Raw genomic sequence first — 17,474 nt, 5'->3', positions numbered from 1 at the left:
GCGGCTAGCAGGCCGGCGCTACCCACAAGCGATCACCGAGCCGCTCGGCGGCGTGATGCAACAGGTCGCCGGCCTTTTCCAGATCGCAGGTCAAGTCATTAAGCCCCTGAGCCAGGCCCAGCGACAGTACTTTGTACGCCGGCAAACGGTCCAGGACGGTCGTGTACTGGTCCGGAGCACGCACCAGGTCGACGTGCAGGCCATCGACCGGCAGGTTGGCGGCCAGGCCTAGATTGGCTTCCAGGCCACCGAAGTAGGTGGTCAGCATTTTTTTCAGCGGCGCGCGCTGCAGGATGTTGTAGACGCGCTCATAGGCGTTCTTCCATGCCTGCGGCAGGTCCAGAACCAGGATCGGCTCGTCGATCTGCACCCACTCCACCCCTTGCGCAGCCAAGCGGTTGAGAAGTTCGTCGTACAGCGGCAACAGGCGGTCGACCAGTTCGAGCTTGTCGAAGTCGGAATCTTTAATCTTGCCCAGCCACAGGTAGGTCAGCGGGCCGATCACCACCGGCTTGATGGCGTGGCCGAGCGCCTTGGCTTCCTCGACCTCCTCGAACAATTGCTCCCAGCTCAGAGAGAACTGCTGGTCGGCGATAAACTCAGGCGCTGAATAATAGTCATCGGTGTCGAACCACTGAGCGCTGGCGCCTTGGGCCATTGCAAACAGGGTATGCAAGGTGGGCTTGGCAGCGTCACGGCCCTGCAAGTGCTCTGGGACCACGCCGAAGGTCAACGAGTGGGTCAGCACGCGGTCATGCCAGGCGAAATCGCCAACCGGCAGCAGCTCGATGCCGGCGTCCCTCTGCGCTTGCCAGCGCGCGGCGCGCAGCTCACGACCCACTTCACGCAGGCCGGCTTCGTCCAGCTCACCGTTGCAGAAGGCTTCCTGGGCTTTCTTCAGTTCGCAATCGCCGCTGACGCGGCCAAATCCCAGGTTGTGTGCCAGTGCCATGCCTTGCCCCTAAAAGTGCATAAATGTTCGAGAACATTTTCCGGGCACGCGGGGCTTGAGACAAACTCATTAAATTTGAGATGAACCCAAGAATTCTTCATGATTCGCTTGTCCGCTTGTCTTGTTCAGAGCAACATCCTTCGCCTTTGGACATGATCCCGCTTGCGCCCTGCCGCACACTGCCCCCTGATCAACCCAGGTGTCCCCAGCCATGAGCCTGCTGAAATCGGCGCTGCACGAAAAAACTTTCGTCTGCGTCATGGAGTTCGTGCCCAAGCCCTCGGCAGAGCGATTCGCCGCCATGGAGGCGATCATGGCGCGCGCGCAGCTGTGCGGCTGGCCGATGACCGTGGCCATTGGCGACCGGGTTGGCAGCCCGCTGGACCTGTCGCCCTTGGATGCCCTGGCCAGCTTCAGCGCGCCTCTCCCCGCCCTGCCCCATTTTTCCGGCAAGGACCGCGAACGCCATCACCTGCTTGCCCAGTTGCAACGCATGGATGCCGCCGGCCTCGACCAGTTGCTGCTGCTCACCGGCGACCGCCTGCCCGGCCACCAGCCCGGCGAACGCCCGGTGCGTTACCTGGAGTCGGTCGCCGCCCTGCAGATCGCGCGCCAGGCCTGCCCCCACTGGTTGCTGGGTGCCGCGCTCAACCCGTTCAAGTACCGGGAGGAAGAAGGCGGCGCGCAGTATTTCAAGGCCGAGAAGAAGCTCGCAGCAGGGGCAGACTTTCTTACCCTGCAGCTGGGTTTCGATGCCAGCAAGCACCGCGAAGCCATGCAGTGGATGAACCGTCAGGCTGCGCCCAAGCCCATGCTGGCGTGCCTGATGAGCCTGACCCATGCCCGCGCGGCGATGCTCGAGCATGTCGCCGGGGTGACCGTCTCGCCGTCCATGTGCGACCTGCTTGAAGCCGAAGCGGCGGTATCCAAGGCCTACGCCCAGGAGCGCAGCGTCGATCGCCTGGCCCTGCAGATCATTGGCGTGAAGTTGATGGGCTATGCCGGGGTGCACCTATCGGGGATACACGAGCTCAAGCAGCTGCTGGCCTTGGAAGAGCGCCTTGAGCACTGGCAGGCGCGCATTCATTCGCTGGAGCAGTGGACGCCCGCTTGGGCCGAGAGCTGGCAGATGCCTGGCCTGCCAGCGGTGACGTTCCACCCGCCGCAAGCGGCCTGGCGCCAGGGCGAATCGAAGGTCAATGCAAGCCGCAAAGAACAATGGCGCTATCACCTGCTGCACGGTTTTCATGCGCTGCTGTTCAGCCGCAACAACTGGCTGAGCAAGGCCTTCGGCTGGGCTGTACGTCAGCCGCTCTGGGCCACCCGCCGCGGTGCTCGCTGGCTGCATGGCCTGGAGCGCAGCGTGAAGCGACCGCTGCTGGGCTGTGACACCTGCGGCCGTTGCCGCCTTGAAGACACCTTGTACATCTGCCCGGAAACCTGCCCCAAAGGTTTGGCCAACGGCCCCTGCGGCGGAACCGCGCTGAACCGCTGCGAATTCGGCGACCGCGAGTGCATCCACAGCGTCAAGTACCGCACCGCCAAGGCTGTACGGCAGACCGCCGTGCTCACTGAGCGGTTGATCCCGTGCATCGAGGTCGAGACTCGCCACCGCAGCTCGTGGCCGCAGTGGTTCGACGCCTCGGAGCCGCGCCAGGTCAGCCTGCGGCCAGCGCCTCGAAGCCAGCCCGAATCGTCTCCTCAGGCAGCTCATCGGCAATGAACACCATCACGCTTTCGCGGCTTTCGCCATCGGCCCACTCGGCGTCCCAGTCGAAGCCATAGAGCTTGAGCACGCCCTGGAACACCAGGCGCCGATCTTCCCCGGCGATGTTGAGCACGCCCTTGTAGCGCAGCAGTTGCTTGCCGTGGGTTTCCAGCAGCTCGTTCATGAAGTCGCTGAGGCGGTCGATGTCCAGCGGCACCTCGGTGCGCAGCACCAGGGTGGAGATGCGATCCGGGGTGGCGGGCTTGAGCACCGGGCGCAAAGTTGACTGCAGGTTCGCGCCCAGGTCCGGGTTGAGGTTGAAGCCGCGCACATCGAGCAGCTCGGCCAGGTCGATCCGACCATGCTCCACCACGCCAATGGCCGCACGGCCGTTGATGCGCGCCAGGCGCTCACGCAGGGCCTGCACCGCCGCAGGCTCGACCAGGTCGGTTTTGCTCAGCAGCAGGCGGTCGGCAAAACCAACCTGGGCCTGAGCGATGGTCTGGGTCAGGTGTACCTCGGCATGGGCCGCATCGACCAGGGTGATGATGCCGTCGAGGATGTAGCGGTCGCGCAAGTCTTCTTCGATGAAGAAGGTCTGCGCCACCGGCGCCGGGTCGGCGAGGCCTGTGCATTCGATCACCAGGCGGTCGAAGGCGATTTCGCCGCTATCCAGGCGTTCGAGCAGCAGGTACAGGGCGCGGGTCAGGTCGCCATGGATGCTGCAGCACACGCAGCCATTGGCCAGGGTCATGACCTGCACCGGCTCGTCGCCAAGCATTTGGCTGTCGATGCCGGCCTCGCTGAACTCGTTTTCGATCACGGCGATTTTCAGGCCGTGCTCGGCCTTGAGCATGTGCTTGAGCAAGGTGGTCTTGCCAGCACCGAGAAAGCCGGTCAGGACGGTTACGGGAATAGGCGTCTGCACGCAAAATCTCCTCAAGCTGAAAATGACTGTGGGAGCCCACAGGCTCCCACAGGTTCACGCAGTGTGCCGGCTCAGCAGCACTTGGGGCCGGACTTGCCACCGTAACGCGCTTCCTGGCGTTCGCGGAAGAACGCCTCGTAGCTCATCACCGGCTTGTCCGGGTGCTTGCTCTGCATGTGCTCGACATAGTTGTCGTAGTCGGGCATGCCGACCATCAGGCGGGCTGCCTGCCCCAGGTATTTACCCAGTCGACCCAGGTCGTTGAACATCGCAGCAGTCCTCTCAAGCGTCAGGCAAAGCCTGGAACGGGGTTTCCTTGTCGGTGCGTTCCTTGCGGCCAAGGGCGGCGTAGCCAACCTTGAGGGCGAAGAACAGCACGCTGAACACCACCAGCAGGAACAGCACGGTCAGGCCGGCGTTGGTGTAGGCGTTGTAGATCACGTGCTGCATCTGCCCGATGTCCTTGGCCGGGGCCAGCACTTGGCCGGCGTCCAGTGCGGTGCTGTACTTCTTGGCCAGGGCCAGGAAGCCAACCGCCGGGTTCGGGTCGAACAGCTTGATCAGGCCCGCAGTGGTGGTGCAGATCAGCAGCCACACCGCCGGCAGCAGGGTGACCCAGACGTAGCGCTGGCGCTTCATCTTGATCAGCACCACGGTGCCGAGCATCAGGGCGATTCCGGCCAGCATCTGGTTGGAGATGCCGAACAGCGGCCACAGGGTGTTGATGCCACCCAGCGGGTCGATTACGCCCTGGTACAGCAGGTAACCCCACAGCGCCACGCAGCCGGCGGTGCCGATCAGGTTGGCAGTCCACGATTCGGTGCGTTTCAGCGCCGGCACGAAGCTGCCCAGCAGGTCCTGCAGCATGAAGCGGCCAGCACGGGTACCGGCGTCCACCGCAGTCAGGATGAACAGCGCCTCGAACAGGATCGCGAAGTGGTACCAGAAGGCCATGGTGTTTTCACCCGGCAACACCTGGTGGAGGATCTGCGCGATACCTACCGCCAGGGTTGGCGCACCACCGGCACGGGCCAGGATGGTGTGCTCGCCGATGTCGCGGGCGACGGCCTCAAGCTGCTCCGGGGTGATCAGGAAGCCCCAGCTGCTGACCGTCTGCGCCACCGAAACGGCATCGGCACCGACCACGGCGGCCGGGCTGTTCATGGCGAAGTACACACCCGGCTCGATCACCGAGGCGGCGACCATGGCCATGATGGCGACGAACGATTCCATCAGCATGCCGCCGTAGCCGATGTAACGGGCGTTGGTTTCGTTGTCCAGCAGCTTCGGCGTGGTCCCCGAGGAAATCAGCGCGTGGAAGCCAGACACCGCGCCGCAGGCGATGGTGATGAACAGGAACGGGAACAGGGTGCCCTTCCACACCGGGCCCGTGCCGTCGGTGAACTGGGTCAGCGCCGGCATTTTCAGCTCGGGCATGGTCACCAGAATGCCGATGGCCAGGGCGATGATGGTACCGATCTTGAGGAAGGTCGACAGGTAGTCACGCGGCGCCAGCACCAGCCACACCGGCAGCACCGCGGCGACGAAGCCATAGCCCACCAGCATCCAGGTGATCTGCACGCCGGTGAAGGTGAACGCCGGGCCCCAGACCGGATCTGCGGCAATCTGGCCCCCCAGCCAGATCGACGCCAGCAGCAGCACCACGCCGACCACCGAGATTTCGCCGATGCGGCCCGGGCGGATGTAGCGCATGTAGACGCCCATGAACATCGCGATCGGGATGGTCGCCATGACCGTGAACATGCCCCACGGGCTCTCGGCCAGGGCCTTGACCACGATCAGCGCCAGCACCGCTAGGATGATGATCATGATCAGGAAGCAGCCGAACAGGGCGATGGTGCCCGGGATACGGCCCATTTCCTCGCGCACCATGTCGCCCAGCGAGCGGCCGTTGCGGCGGGTGGACAGGAACAGGACCATGAAGTCCTGCACCGCACCGGCCAGCACCACGCCGGCAATCAGCCACAGCGTGCCGGGCAGGTAGCCCATCTGCGCGGCGAGCACTGGGCCGACCAACGGGCCGGCGCCAGCAATGGCGGCGAAGTGGTGACCGAAGAGGATGTGTTTGTTGGTCGGAACGTAGTCCAGGCCGTCGTTGTTGAGCACCGCCGGTGTGGCGCGGCGAGGGTCGAGTTGCATCACCTTGGTGGCGATGAACAGGCTGTAGTAGCGATAGGCGACCAGGTAGATGGCCACAGACGCGACCACGATCCACAAGGCGTTGATCGCTTCGCCGCGACGCAGGGCAACCACACCCAGCGCGCAGGCTCCTATGACTGCCAGCGCCAGCCACGGAATGTGGCGTAGCAGGCTATTATTGTTGTTCATGGTTTACTTCCAGCTGGTGGATTGGAAAGACCGCCCATCGAGTCTAGGGCGAGTCAAGACGCATTGCCACACTTGCTTTGGTCTAGAGCCTCTGCGGCCAGATTGCGGTACCTGATAGGCGTACAGGATTAACTATAGTCAGGATGAACCCCGGAGGTCTTGCCCATGCGTCAACACGACGAACGTCGCCGTTTCCAACGCATCGACTTCGATGCCCCCGCCGAATTGCGCCAGGGTGATTGCCGTTGGCCGGTAAAACTCCTCGATCTGTCGCTCAAGGGCCTGCTGGTTGAACGCCCCACGTCCTGGAATGCCGATCAGACTCAGGATTTCGACGCGATCATCCATCTCGATGAAAAAGTCCGCGTGCAGATGCAGGTGGAATTGCGCCACGAAGAGGACACCCGCCTGGGTTTCGTCTGCCTTTATATCGACGTCGACTCGATGACCCATCTGCACCGTCTTGTGGAATTGAACCTGGCCGACAGCACCGAAATGATGCGCGAGCTGCGCGAACTCATCGAATAATGGAATCTCTTAGCTAGCTTAGATTTTTCCCACCTTATGTTTCTTGTCTACCCAGACAGCTTCCAGCCTGGGCGGCTGAGCTTTGTACACACCCTTCTAGCACAGCATTTATCCACTTGGTACGCGATCTGCATTGCAGTCAAGCACACACTGCAAGGCCGGCTGTGCGCGCTCCAATCAAAAAATTGTATACAATTCTTGTGGCAATGATTTGTAGGAAGTGTCTACAGTAGCGGCACAACAATAAACAGCGAGCCTGCTCAATGACTACGTCCCCTAGCACGTCTCCCGCCAAGCGCCCCGAGGATGAAAACCTCGGGCTTGGCGCCAACCTGGCTTATGGTCTGCAGCATGTGCTGACCATGTATGGCGGGATCGTCGCAGTACCCTTGATCCTTGGGCAGGCCGCAGGCCTGAACGGTGCCGAGATCGGCATGCTGATCGCCGCTTCGCTGTTTGCCGGCGGCCTGGCCACGCTGCTGCAAACGCTTGGCTTGCCGTTCTTCGGCTGCCAGTTGCCATTGGTGCAAGGCGTATCGTTCGCCGGCGTGGCGACCATGGGGGCGATTCTCAGCAGCGAAGGCGGCGGTGGCTTGCCCGGTGTGCTGGGCGCGGTCATGGCGGCGTCGTTGATCGGTTTTCTGATCACCCCGGTGTTCTCGCGTATCACCAAATTCTTCCCGCCGCTGGTCACCGGCATCGTCATCACCACCATCGGCCTGACTCTGATGCCCGTGGCCGCACGCTGGGTGATGGGCGGCAACAGCGCTTCGCCGGAATTCGGCAGCATGGCCAACATCGGCCTGGCGGGGCTGACCTTTGCCATCGTGCTGCTGTTGAGCAAGCTGGGCAGCGCGACCATCTCGCGGCTGTCGATTCTCCTGGCGATGGTGTGCGGCACCCTGATCGCCTGGGCGCTGGGCATGACCGACTTCAGCAAGGTCGCCGAAGGCCCGATGTTCGCCTTCCCCACGCCGTTCCACTTCGGCATGCCGACCTTCCACATCGCGGCGATCCTGTCGATGTGCATCGTGATCATGGTGACCCTGGTGGAAACCTCGGCGGACATCCTTGCCGTGGGTGAGATCATCGACACCAAAGTCGACTCCAAGCGCCTGGGCAACGGCCTGCGCGCTGACATGGCATCGAGCATCCTGGCGCCGATCTTCGGCTCCTTCACCCAGAGCGCCTTCGCCCAGAACGTCGGCCTGGTGGCCGTGACCGGGGTCAAGAGCCGCTACGTGGTGGCCACCGGTGGCGTGATCCTGGTGGTGCTCGGCCTGCTGCCGGTCATGGGCCGGGTGATCGCCGCAGTACCGACTCCGGTACTGGGCGGTGCGGGCATCGTGCTGTTCGGCACCGTGGCGGCCAGTGGCATTCGCACCCTGTCGAAGGTCAACTACAAGAACAACGTCAACCTGATCATCGTCGCCGCCTCGCTGGGCTTCGGCATGATCCCGATTGCCGCGCCGAACTTCTACCATCAGTTCCCGAACTGGTTCGAGACCATCTTCCACTCGGGCATCAGCTCGGCGGCGATCATGGCCATCCTGCTGAACCTGATCTTCAACCACTTCAAAACCGGCAACTCGGAAAACCAGTCCGTTTTCGCTGCCGCCTACGAGCGCACCATCCAGTACTCGGACATTTCCGCGCTGCGTGATGGCGATTACTTCAAGGACGGCAAGCTGTTCGATGCCGAGGGCAACGAAGTGCCGTTGCTGGAGCTGGACGAGCATGGCAATGCCACGCCGAGGCGAACGCCGGTGGCCGAGCATTGACCGCTGACTGAGCGGTAAAGAGAGGGGAGCCGATGCGCATCGTCGGCTCCCCTTTTTGTTTGCCTACTCGAACAATGCGTCCAGCGCCTGTTCCAGGCGGGTCACGGCAATCACCTGCAACCCTGCCGGCGGGTCCTTCGGTGCATTGCCCTTGGGCACGATGGCGCGCTTGAAGCCATGCTTGGCCGCTTCTTTCAAACGCTCCTGCCCGCTCGGCACCGGTCGCACTTCCCCTGACAGACCGATCTCACCGAAGACCAGCAGCCCATGGGCCAACGGCCGGTTGCGCAGGCTGGACATCACCGCCGCCAGCAACGCCAGGTCGGATGCGGTTTCCAGCACCTTCACCCCGCCCACCACGTTGAGGAACACGTCCTGGTCATGGGTGGGAATACCGCCATGCCGGTGCAGCACGGCCAGCAGCATGGCCAAGCGATTCTGGTCCAAGCCCAGGGTGACCCGGCGCGGGTTGGCCAGGTGGCTGTCGTCGACCAGCGCCTGCACCTCCACCAACATAGGCCGGGTGCCTTCCCAGGTGGCCATGACCACGCTGCCCGGCACCTCCTCCTGAGCCCGGTTGAGGAAGATCGCCGACGGGTTGGACACCTCTTTCAGGCCACGGTCGGTCATGCCGAACACACCCAGCTCGTTGATCGCACCGAAGCGGTTCTTCACCGCCCGCAGCAGGCGCAACCGGCCATCGGACTCGCCCTCGAAATACAGCACGGTATCGACCATGTGCTCCAGCACGCGCGGGCCGGCCAGCGAGCCTTCCTTGGTGACGTGGCCGACCAGGAAGATCGCCGTGCCGCTCTGCTTGGCGTAGCGCACCAGCAGCGCCGCGCTCTCGCGTACCTGGGCGACCCCGCCGGGCGCCGACTGCAACTGCTCGGTGAAGATGGTCTGGATCGAGTCGATGACCATGACCCGCGGTTTTTCCTGGCGCGCCGTGGCGATGATGGTTTCGATGCAGGTCTCGGTCATGACCTTCAGCTGATCCTGCGGCAAGCCCAGGCGCCGCGAGCGCATGGCCACCTGCTGCTGTGACTCTTCGCCGGTGACATACAGCGCCGGCATGCCGACGGCGATGTTGCACAACGTTTGCAGGAGAATGGTCGATTTACCGATACCGGGGTCGCCGCCGATCAACACCACCGAACCGTCGACCAGGCCACCGCCCAGCACCCGATCGAGTTCGGCGCTGCTGGTGGTGAACCGGGGAATTTCTTCGACGCTGACCTCGGCCAAGGTCTTGATCTGCGCCTGTTGCCCGGCCCAACCGGTGCGCCCGCTGGGCGCCGCCGCGCCGCCGCTCTCGATCATGGTTTCGACCAGGGTATTCCAGGCCCCGCACTCGCCACACTGGCCGGCCCATTTGGGGAAGGTCGCGCCACATTCGGTGCAGCCATACAAACGCTTGGCCTTGGCCATGGGCAGGGTCTCCTGGAAAAAGTTGCCATGATAGCCGACGCAGACGTGTCTCGAACGCGCCGGGATGCGACAAAACTATTCGTTCTAAGCGCAGTCACTACCCCTGTGTGCCACGCATGAAGCGTTTTAGTGGCTTACACTGGGTTAACCTCACCATTTGTTACAAAGGAATCGAACATGGGCATGATCAGTGAGTTCAAGGCCTTCGCGGTCAAAGGCAATGTCGTCGACATGGCGGTCGGTATCATCATCGGCGCCGCCTTCGGCAAGATCGTCTCGTCTTTCGTCGGTGACGTGGTCATGCCGCCACTGGGGCTGCTGATCGGTGGGGTGGACTTCAGTGACCTGGCCATTACCCTCAAAGCAGCTGAAGGCGATGTGCCGGCCGTGGTGCTGGCGTATGGCAAGTTCATCCAGACCGTGATCGACTTCGTGATCGTGGCCTTCGCGATCTTCATGGGCGTGAAGGTGATCAACCGCCTGAAGCGCGAAGAAGCCGTGGCGCCGAGCGTGCCACCGGCGCCGACGCCTCAGGAAACACTGCTGACCGAGATTCGCGATCTGCTGAAGACGCAGAACCAGAATCGCCTGCCGTGAAATGACAGGGGGCGCCTTGCGCCCCCTGTATCACCAGTAGTTCTCTACCGCCACCTGCCCCGGCCGCTTGCTCAGGCTCAGCTGCAAGTCACGCGCTTTGAGCACTTTGCGGGTTTCGTCGATCATCTCCGGGTTACCGCAGAGCATGATCCGCGAGTGCTCGGGGGAAAATTCAAGCCCCGCCACTTTCTCCAGTTCGCCATTTTCGATCAGCGTGGTGATGCGCGCATTCAAGGCGCCCGGGTGCTGCTCACGGGTGACCACGGGAATGAACTGCAGCTTGCCAGCGAATTCGGCCAGGTATTCGCGCTGCTCCAACCCGGCAATTTCGTCCACATACGCCAGCTCCTTGGCCTCGCGCACCGAATACACCAGTTTGATGTTGTCGAAGCGTTCCCAGGCCTCGAAGTCCTGCAGGATCGACATGAAGGGTGCAATGCCGGTACCGGTCGCCAGCAGCCACAGGTCGCGACCACCGACGAAGCGATCGAGGGTCAGGAAGCCGAATGCCTGACGGTCGATCAACAGCGAATCACCCTCGCCCAGGCGGCTCAACTCACTGGTGAACTCGCCACCCGGCACCACGATGGAAAAGAAGTCCAGGTGTTCGTCATGCGGTGCGCTGACCATCGAATAGGCACGCCAGACCACACTGCCATCGGCCTTGGTCACGCCCAGCCGGGCGAACTGGCCGGCACGGAAGCGAAACCCCGCGTCGCGCGTCACCCGCAGGCTGAACAGGTTCGGCGTCAACGGCTGGACGTCGAGCAGCGTCTGGCGGGTAAACTTGTCGGCACTTGCGGTCATGATCGGCTTCCTGGATGGCGTGCGCACAGTGTCGCGCAAACCGGGCCAGATAAAAACCGCTGGAGTGTAGGGGCACCGCTGGACTTTCGTCCTGATTTCATGGAAAACCTGATTGCTATAACAAAAAATCCCAACGCCGCCCTCGGTCTTTTCCTACAATCTTCCGGGTATGCAAACGGATTGGATTCGCGAACTTCAGGGAGTGTGACAGATGCTTCAGTGGAATCATGAGCATCTCCATCAATTGATCAGCGAGAGCGCGCCACAGAACGTGTTCGATCTCGCCGTGCATCTGGCGCAAGACATGGAAATGGAATTCCTGGGTCTGAAGCTGCGCATTCAGCTGGCTGCACAGTCACCCAAGCTCTACCTCTACAGCAACTATCCCGTTGAATGGATCGAGCGATATCAGCGCGACGAGTTCTACAAACAGGACGCGGCAGCCGCTCGCAGCCATGCCTCAACCATGCCGGTGCTGTGGACCGACGACCTGTACCGCGAAGTGCCGCTGTATCGCGAACAAGCGTGTCAACATGGCCTGCGCCATGGCTGGACCCAGTCCCTGCACGACCAGCAGCATCACGAGAGCCAGGTCAGTGTGGCCAGGCCGATAGGCGACGTGAGCATCGCCGAACTCTACGACAAGGCTGGCAAGGTGCAGTGGCTGTGCCACACCCTGCACGCGATCATCAGCGAGCATCACCTGGCCCGGCTCTGCCCGCCCCAGCCCAGAATGAGCGAGCGTGAAATCGAAGTGCTGAAATGGTCGGCTGCTGGCAAGACCGCTGCCGATGTCGCCTGCATCTTGTCGCTGTCGCAGAGCACGGTGAACTTCCATATCCGCAGCGTCATCACCAAGACCAATGCCGCCAACAAGGCCGGCGCCATCGCCATCGCCATGATGCGCGGCCTGATCGATCAATAGCCAGGCCTGCGACCGTCGGCAAAGCCCTGTAGAATCGCCGGCCAAAGCTCGTGGCGATCCGCAACGGGCAGATCCGTACCCGAGCCAGACGCCATGCCCCTGTTGACCACCCCCTATGCCGAACTCGACCTGATCCGCCAGCCGGACCAGGCCAACGACCCACTGCAGGCCTTCGATGCCGCCGATGAATACCTGCTCGAACAGCTGCATGGGCAGCAGCTGGCCGCAGACAGCCATGTCCTGGTGCTCAATGACAGCTTCGGCGCCCTGGCTGCCAGCCTGGTCGGCCATGTGTCGGTGGTCAGCAGTGGGGATTCGCACCTGGCCCACCTGGCCCTGGAAAAAAACCTTGCACGCAACGGCCAAGCATTCGACAGCGTACCCTTCGTCCCGGCCAGCGAGCACTGGCAAGGCCCGTTCGATCGCGTGCTGGTGCGCGTACCCAAGACCCTGGCCCTGCTCGAAGAGCAGTTGATCCGCCTGCAAGGCCACCTGGCCCCCGGCGCCCAGGTGATCGCCGGAGCCATGATCAAGCACTTGCCGCGGGCGGCGGGCGATCTGCTGGAAAAGTACATCGGCCCGGTGCAGGCCTCTCTGGCACAGAAAAAGGCGCGTCTGCTGACCGCCACCGTCGCCGAGCGCCCTGCCGCGCGTTCGCCCTACCCGACTCGCTATCGACTGGAAACGCCGGCACTGGAACTGCTCAACCATGCCAACGTGTTCTGCCGCGACGATCTGGACATCGGTACTCGTGCGTTTCTCCCGCACCTGCCGCGTGGCCTGGGTAACGCTCGTGTGGCTGACCTGGGTTGCGGCAATGGCGTGCTGGGCATCGCCAGCGCGCTGGCCAACCCCGAGGCGCATTACACCCTGGTCGACGAGTCGTACATGGCGGTGCAGTCGGCCCAGGAAAACTGGCAGGCGGCACTGGGCGAGCGTGAGGTAAGCGTGCTGGCCGGTGATGGCCTGGCCGGGGTGGAAAAGCAATCGCTGGACGTGGTGCTGTGCAATCCGCCGTTCCACCAGCAGCAGGTGGTGGGCGACTTCCTTGCCTGGCGCATGTTCCAGCAGGCGCGTGAGGCGCTGGTGGTGGGCGGTGCGTTGTTTATCGTCGGCAACCGCCACCTGGGTTATCACAGCAAGCTGGCGCGGTTGTTCCGGGGTGTTGAACAAGTGGCGGCGACGCCCAAATTCGTGATTCTCAAGGCCCGCAAGTAAACAGAAAAAGGGGCTGCATTGCAGCCCCCTTGCATCGTCAGTGGGTAGTCAGCCCGGCCGCGCTCATGAACATCCGCATCACATAAGCGGCCACCCCAAGCGCCGCCACGCTCATCGCCCAGATCAGCAGCAGCCAGCCCAGCCGCTGCCAAAGGGGTTTCTTTTCTTCAAGGCCATGTTTGCCTGTCATCATGCGCCCCTCCTAGTGATAGCCGTCTTCGTGGGTGACCTTGCCGCGGAACACGTAGTAGCTCCAGAAGGTATACCCGAGGATGAACGGCAGGATGAACAACGTGCCCACCAGCATGAAGCCCTGGCTTTGCGGCGGTGCGGCGGCATCCCAGATCGAGATCGACGGTGGGATGATGTTCGGCCACAAGCTAATGCCCAGGCCGCTGTAGCCAAGGAAAATCAGCACCAGCGTCAGCAGGAACGGCGTGTAATGGGCATTGCGCGCCACCGCCTTGAGCAGCCCGTAGAAGGTCACCAGCACCAGGATCGGCACCGGCATGAACCAGATCAGGTTAGGCATGCTGAACCAGCGGTCGGCGATCATCGGGTAGGCGATCGGCGTCCACAGGCTGACGATGCCGATCACCACCAGCAGCACCAGTGCCAGCGGCCTGGCCAAGTGATGCATCTGTTTCTGCAGCGGCCCTTCGGTCTTCATGATCAGCCAGGTGCAGCCCAGCAGGGTGTAGGCGACGATCAGGCCCAGGCCGCTGTAAATGCTGAACGGGGTCAGCCAGTCGAGCGTGCCACCGGCGTAATGCCGGTCGACCACTTTGAAGCCCTCGATGAAAGCACCCAGTGCAACGCCCTGGAAGAAGGTCGCCACCAGCGAGCCACCGGTAAACGCCTTGTCCCAGATATGGCGCTTCTCGTCCTTGGCCTTGAAGCGGAACTCGAATGCCACGCCACGGAAAATCAGGCCGATCAGCATCAGCATAAGCGGCAGGTACAAGGCTTCGAGCACCACCGAGTAGGCCATCGGAAACGCCCCGAACAGCCCGGCGCCACCCAGCACCAGCCAGGTTTCATTGCCGTCCCACACTGGTGCAACGGTGTTCATCATCACGTCACGGTCACGCTCGCCCTTGACGAAGGGGAAGAGCATGCCGATGCCCAGGTCGAAACCATCCATCACCACGTACATCATGACGCCGAAGATGATGATCACAGCCCAGATCAGCGGAAGGTCGATACCCATGGCTCAGTTCTCCTTGCTCAGGCTGGGCGTGTTGGCCCCACGGCCATCATCGGCGGCCGACAACGGCCGTGCCGGCGTACGTTTCTGTCCGGGTCCACCTGGCGTGTGCTCATCGCCCTCACCGGTTTTCGGCCCTTTGCGCACCAGGCGCATCATGTAGCCCAAGCCCGTGCCGAACAGCGCGAAGTACACCACCACGAACGCCACCAGGGTGAAGCCGAGCTGTGCATAACTGTGGTTGGAAACGCCTTCGGACGTGCGCATCAGCCCGTAGACCACCCACGGTTGGCGGCCGATTTCGGTGGTGAACCAGCCAGCCAGGATCGCAATAAGGCCGGATGGCCCCATCCACAGGGTCAGGTACAGGAACGGTCGTGAGCTGTAGAGCGTGCCGCGCTTGCGCAGCCACAGGCTCCACAGGCCGACGAAGATCATCAGGAAACCAAGCCCGACCATGACCCGGAACGACCAGAACACGATGGTCGAGTTGGGCCGGTCTTCAGGCGGGAATTCCTTCATTGCCGGCACCTGTTTATCCAGGCTGTGGGTGAGGATCAGGCTGCCGAGCGCCGGAATTTCAACTTTGTAGCGGGTGGTCTCGGCTTTCATATCGGGGATGCCGAACAGGATCAGCGGGGTCGGCTCGCCGGGCACGTTCTCCCAATGGCCTTCGATCGCGGCAATCTTCACCGGTTGGTGCTTGAGCGTATTGAGGCCATGGAAGTCACCGATCACCGCCTGCACCGGTGCTACGATCAGTGCCATCCACATGGCCATCGACAGCATCTTGCGCACAGCCGGGTTATCGCGCCCGCGCAGCAGATGCCAGGCGGCCGAGGCGCCGACGAAGAACGCCGTGGCGACGAACGCGGCCGTGGCCATGTGCATCAGGCGGTAGGGGAAAGACGGGTTGAAGATCACCGCCAGCCAGTCCACCGGCACCACGCGACCGTCGATGATTTCGTGGCCTTGCGGGGTCTGCATCCAGCTGTTGGAGGCGAGGATCCAGAAGGTCGAGACCAGCGTGCCCAGCGCCACCATCACCGTGGCGAAGAAGTGCAGGCCGCGACCCACACGGTTCCAGCCGAACAGCATGACGCCGAGGAAACCGGCCTCCAGGAAGAATGCGGTGAGCACTTCATAAGTCAGCAGCGGCCCGGTAACGGCGCCAGCAAAGTCGGAAAACCGGCTCCAGTTGGTGCCGAATTGATAGGCCATGACCAGGCCCGAGACCACGCCCATACCGAAGTTGACGGCGAAGATCTTCGACCAGAAGTGATACAGGTCACGGTAGACCTGCTCGTGGGTCCTCAGCCACAGGCCTTCGAGGACTGCCAGGTAACTGGCGAGGCCAATGGTGATGGCCGGGAACAGGATGTGGAACGACACGGTAAAGGCAAACTGAATTCGGGCGAGCTCTAGGGCTTCTATTCCGAACATGGTGCTTCCTCTTCAGATAATCCGGCTTCCGGGCTTGTGGCCCCGTTGCCCACTGCCCCCACGTTTCAGTCGAGTGCGGCACATTGGAATTGTTCTGTTCGATCGCAGGGATTTCGGCCAATAGGCCAATTCGTTGCTTCTGGAACGATTGATCCAGATCAACGATTGCTAGGAAGCATAGTCTCGAATGGCCCGCCGGGCCGTGTGGTTGATTGCCGCGTGACCCGTTGCCCCACCCCACTGTTCGCACGCGTGAAAAAGTGCCGATCACGGCAAACAGTAACTGTTTGTTACAAACAGATGATACGCTGCCGACCCCTCTACTGCGCCGAGGCCACAGGCTCACGATGTCCGATTCAGCACCGCAGTTGTTGCGCCATCACCGCCCGTTCGTGGCCTTCTGGCTGGCCCGAGTCTTCACCGCCAGCGGCTTCCAGATGCTCACCGTGGCCATTGGCTGGCACCTCTACCAGCTCACCGGCAACGTGCTCGACCTGGGCCTGGTCGGCCTGGTCGAATTCGCCCCACGGGTGCTGTTCATGCTGCACACCGGCCATGTCGCCGACCGCTATGACCGGCGCAAGGTCGCTGCCCTGTGCCAGACCCTGCAGGGGCTGATCGCCCTTGCGCTGGCGCTGGGCAGTGCCACCGACAACGTCAGCCGCGAGTTGATCTTCGTGTTGGCCTTCCTGCTGGGCGCCACCCGCTCGTTCGAAATGCCCGCGACCCAGGCGCTGCTGCCCAATGTGGTGCCACCTGGGCTGTTTCCACGTGCCGTGGCGGCGTCTGCGTCGGCGACCCAGGCGGCGACCATCGTCGCCCCGGCCGTGGGCGGTTTCCTCTATGCCTTTGGCAGCATCTGGGTGTATGGCCCGACCGTGGCGCTGTACGCCATTGCCTGTGTACTGATGCTGAGCCTGGATTCGCGCCAACAGGTGCCCCAGCGCGGCCGGGCTAGCCTGGAATCACTGCTGGCAGGGATCCGCTTCATCCGCAGCCGGCCTGATATTCTCGGGGCCATTTCCCTGGACCTCTTCGCCGTGCTGCTGGGCGGCGCCACCGCGTTGCTGCCGGTATTCGCCAAGGACATCCTGCTCACCGGCCCCTGGGGCCTTGGCCTGCTGCGTTCGGCACCGGCGGTGGGGGCATTGCTGATGTCACTGTGGCTGGCGCGCTTCCCGGTGGAACGCAAGGTCGGCCGCACCATGTTCACGGCGGTCGGCGTGTTCGGCGTGGCGACCATTGCCTTCGGCCTGTCGACCTCGTTCTGGTTCTCGCTGGCGGTGCTGGTGGTACTGGGTGCGGCGGACATGATCAGCATGGTGATCCGCGGCGCCTTCGTGCAGTTGGAGACGCCTGATGAGATGCGTGGCCGGGTCAGTGCGGTGAATGGCCTGTTCATCGGTGCCTCGAATCAACTCGGCGAGTTTGAATCGGGTGTGACTGCGCACTGGTTTGGTACGGTGCCGGCGGTGGTGCTCGGCGGTGTCGGCACCCTGGTGGTGACCGGGGTGTGGATAAAGTTGTTCCCGACCTTGGCCAAACGCGATCGGTTGCACAATGGCTGACATTGCCAATCCCCTTACCCAACGGCCATAGG

Annotated in this window: 15 protein-coding genes and 1 pseudogene; 7 read left to right on the top strand and 9 right to left on the bottom strand. The window is 62.7% G+C overall.

The window, feature by feature from the left end:
* Positions 1-7 precede the first annotated feature (7 nt).
* Positions 8-952 (bottom strand): annotated as a pseudogene (locus tag ACIQUF_RS19965) (5-methyltetrahydropteroyltriglutamate--homocysteine S-methyltransferase); the annotation flags it as partial.
* A 211-nt stretch (positions 953-1,163) separates the two neighbouring features.
* Between ACIQUF_RS19965 and ACIQUF_RS19960 the strand changes: the two are divergent.
* Positions 1,164-2,675, top strand: a complete 1,512-nt coding sequence (locus ACIQUF_RS19960; RefSeq protein ID WP_403134590.1) for a methylenetetrahydrofolate reductase C-terminal domain-containing protein — start codon at positions 1,164-1,166, stop codon at positions 2,673-2,675.
* Here ACIQUF_RS19960 and yjiA read toward each other — a convergent pair.
* The 3 genes from yjiA to ACIQUF_RS19945 form a co-directional block, all read right to left on the bottom strand.
* A complete protein-coding gene (gene yjiA / locus ACIQUF_RS19955; RefSeq protein WP_403134589.1) occupies positions 2,611-3,588 on the bottom strand; it encodes a GTPase in 978 nt (325 codons plus the stop codon). The two genes, ACIQUF_RS19960 and yjiA, sit on opposite strands and share 65 nt — an antisense overlap.
* 71 nt (positions 3,589-3,659) lie before the next feature.
* Positions 3,660-3,857 carry a YbdD/YjiX family protein gene (locus tag ACIQUF_RS19950; protein ID WP_400804855.1) on the bottom strand — a complete coding sequence of 66 codons (198 nt, stop codon included), beginning with the start codon at positions 3,855-3,857 and terminating at the stop codon, positions 3,660-3,662.
* Positions 3,858-3,870: 13 nt separating this feature from the next.
* On the bottom strand, positions 3,871-5,937 hold the full coding sequence (locus ACIQUF_RS19945; RefSeq protein ID WP_400804852.1) for a carbon starvation CstA family protein: 2,067 nt from the start codon (positions 5,935-5,937) through the stop codon (positions 3,871-3,873).
* 165 nt (positions 5,938-6,102) lie between these two features.
* Here ACIQUF_RS19945 and ACIQUF_RS19940 point away from each other — a divergent pair, with 165 nt between their 5' ends.
* Both ACIQUF_RS19940 and ACIQUF_RS19935 read left to right on the top strand, forming a co-directional pair.
* Positions 6,103-6,465, top strand: coding sequence for a PilZ domain-containing protein (locus ACIQUF_RS19940; RefSeq protein WP_403134586.1), 363 nt, complete (start codon positions 6,103-6,105; stop codon positions 6,463-6,465).
* Positions 6,466-6,728: 263 nt separating this feature from the next.
* On the top strand, positions 6,729-8,246 hold the full coding sequence (locus ACIQUF_RS19935) for a nucleobase:cation symporter-2 family protein (protein ID WP_403134585.1): 1,518 nt from the start codon (positions 6,729-6,731) through the stop codon (positions 8,244-8,246).
* A gap of 63 nt (positions 8,247-8,309) precedes the next feature.
* Here ACIQUF_RS19935 and radA read toward each other — a convergent pair whose 3' ends face one another.
* Entirely contained in the window at positions 8,310-9,677 is a 1,368-nt protein-coding gene (gene radA / locus ACIQUF_RS19930) for a DNA repair protein RadA (protein ID WP_400804845.1), read from the bottom strand.
* 177 nt (positions 9,678-9,854) lie between these two features.
* On the opposite strand from radA, the gene mscL reads away from it, so the two are divergent.
* Complete coding sequence (mscL, locus tag ACIQUF_RS19925) at positions 9,855-10,274, top strand: large-conductance mechanosensitive channel protein MscL (RefSeq protein ID WP_400804842.1); 420 nt, start codon at positions 9,855-9,857, stop codon at positions 10,272-10,274.
* A gap of 30 nt (positions 10,275-10,304) precedes the next feature.
* Here mscL and ACIQUF_RS19920 read toward each other — a convergent pair whose 3' ends face one another.
* A complete protein-coding gene (locus ACIQUF_RS19920; RefSeq protein ID WP_403134582.1) occupies positions 10,305-11,081 on the bottom strand; it encodes a ferredoxin--NADP reductase in 777 nt (258 codons plus the stop codon).
* 211 nt (positions 11,082-11,292) lie between these two features.
* Between ACIQUF_RS19920 and ACIQUF_RS19915 the strand changes: the two genes are divergently transcribed.
* Positions 11,293-12,006 (top strand): autoinducer binding domain-containing protein, encoded by a 714-nt coding sequence (locus ACIQUF_RS19915; protein WP_403134580.1) that lies wholly within the window; start codon positions 11,293-11,295, stop codon positions 12,004-12,006.
* 93 nt (positions 12,007-12,099) lie between these two features.
* Positions 12,100-13,224 carry a methyltransferase gene (locus tag ACIQUF_RS19910; RefSeq protein ID WP_403134577.1) on the top strand — a complete coding sequence of 375 codons (1,125 nt, stop codon included), beginning with the start codon at positions 12,100-12,102 and terminating at the stop codon, positions 13,222-13,224.
* Positions 13,225-13,261: 37 nt separating this feature from the next.
* On the opposite strand, the gene ACIQUF_RS19905 is transcribed toward ACIQUF_RS19910, so the two are convergent.
* From ACIQUF_RS19905 to ACIQUF_RS19895, 3 genes are read right to left on the bottom strand one after another with little or no spacing between them, the layout of a single operon-like run.
* Entirely contained in the window at positions 13,262-13,417 is a 156-nt protein-coding gene (locus tag ACIQUF_RS19905; RefSeq protein ID WP_403134574.1) for a DUF2474 domain-containing protein, read from the bottom strand.
* A gap of 9 nt (positions 13,418-13,426) precedes the next feature.
* Entirely contained in the window at positions 13,427-14,434 is a 1,008-nt protein-coding gene (gene cydB / locus ACIQUF_RS19900) for a cytochrome d ubiquinol oxidase subunit II (protein WP_403134573.1), read from the bottom strand.
* A gap of 3 nt (positions 14,435-14,437) precedes the next feature.
* Entirely contained in the window at positions 14,438-15,874 is a 1,437-nt protein-coding gene (locus ACIQUF_RS19895) for a cytochrome ubiquinol oxidase subunit I (protein WP_403134571.1), read from the bottom strand.
* Positions 15,875-16,221: 347 nt separating this feature from the next.
* Between ACIQUF_RS19895 and ACIQUF_RS19890 the strand changes: the two genes are divergently transcribed.
* The gene (locus ACIQUF_RS19890) at positions 16,222-17,442 is read left to right on the top strand and encodes an MFS transporter (RefSeq protein ID WP_403134568.1); all 1,221 of its coding nucleotides are present in this window, start codon (positions 16,222-16,224) and stop codon (positions 17,440-17,442) included.
* Positions 17,443-17,474: the final 32 nt, after the last annotated feature.

It is taken from the genome of Pseudomonas sp. NPDC090233, from assembly GCF_044772285.1.
Classification (GTDB): domain Bacteria; phylum Pseudomonadota; class Gammaproteobacteria; order Pseudomonadales; family Pseudomonadaceae; genus Aquipseudomonas.
The sequence above is the reverse complement of the archived record's forward strand: the minus strand, read 5'-3'. Positions and strand labels throughout refer to the sequence as shown.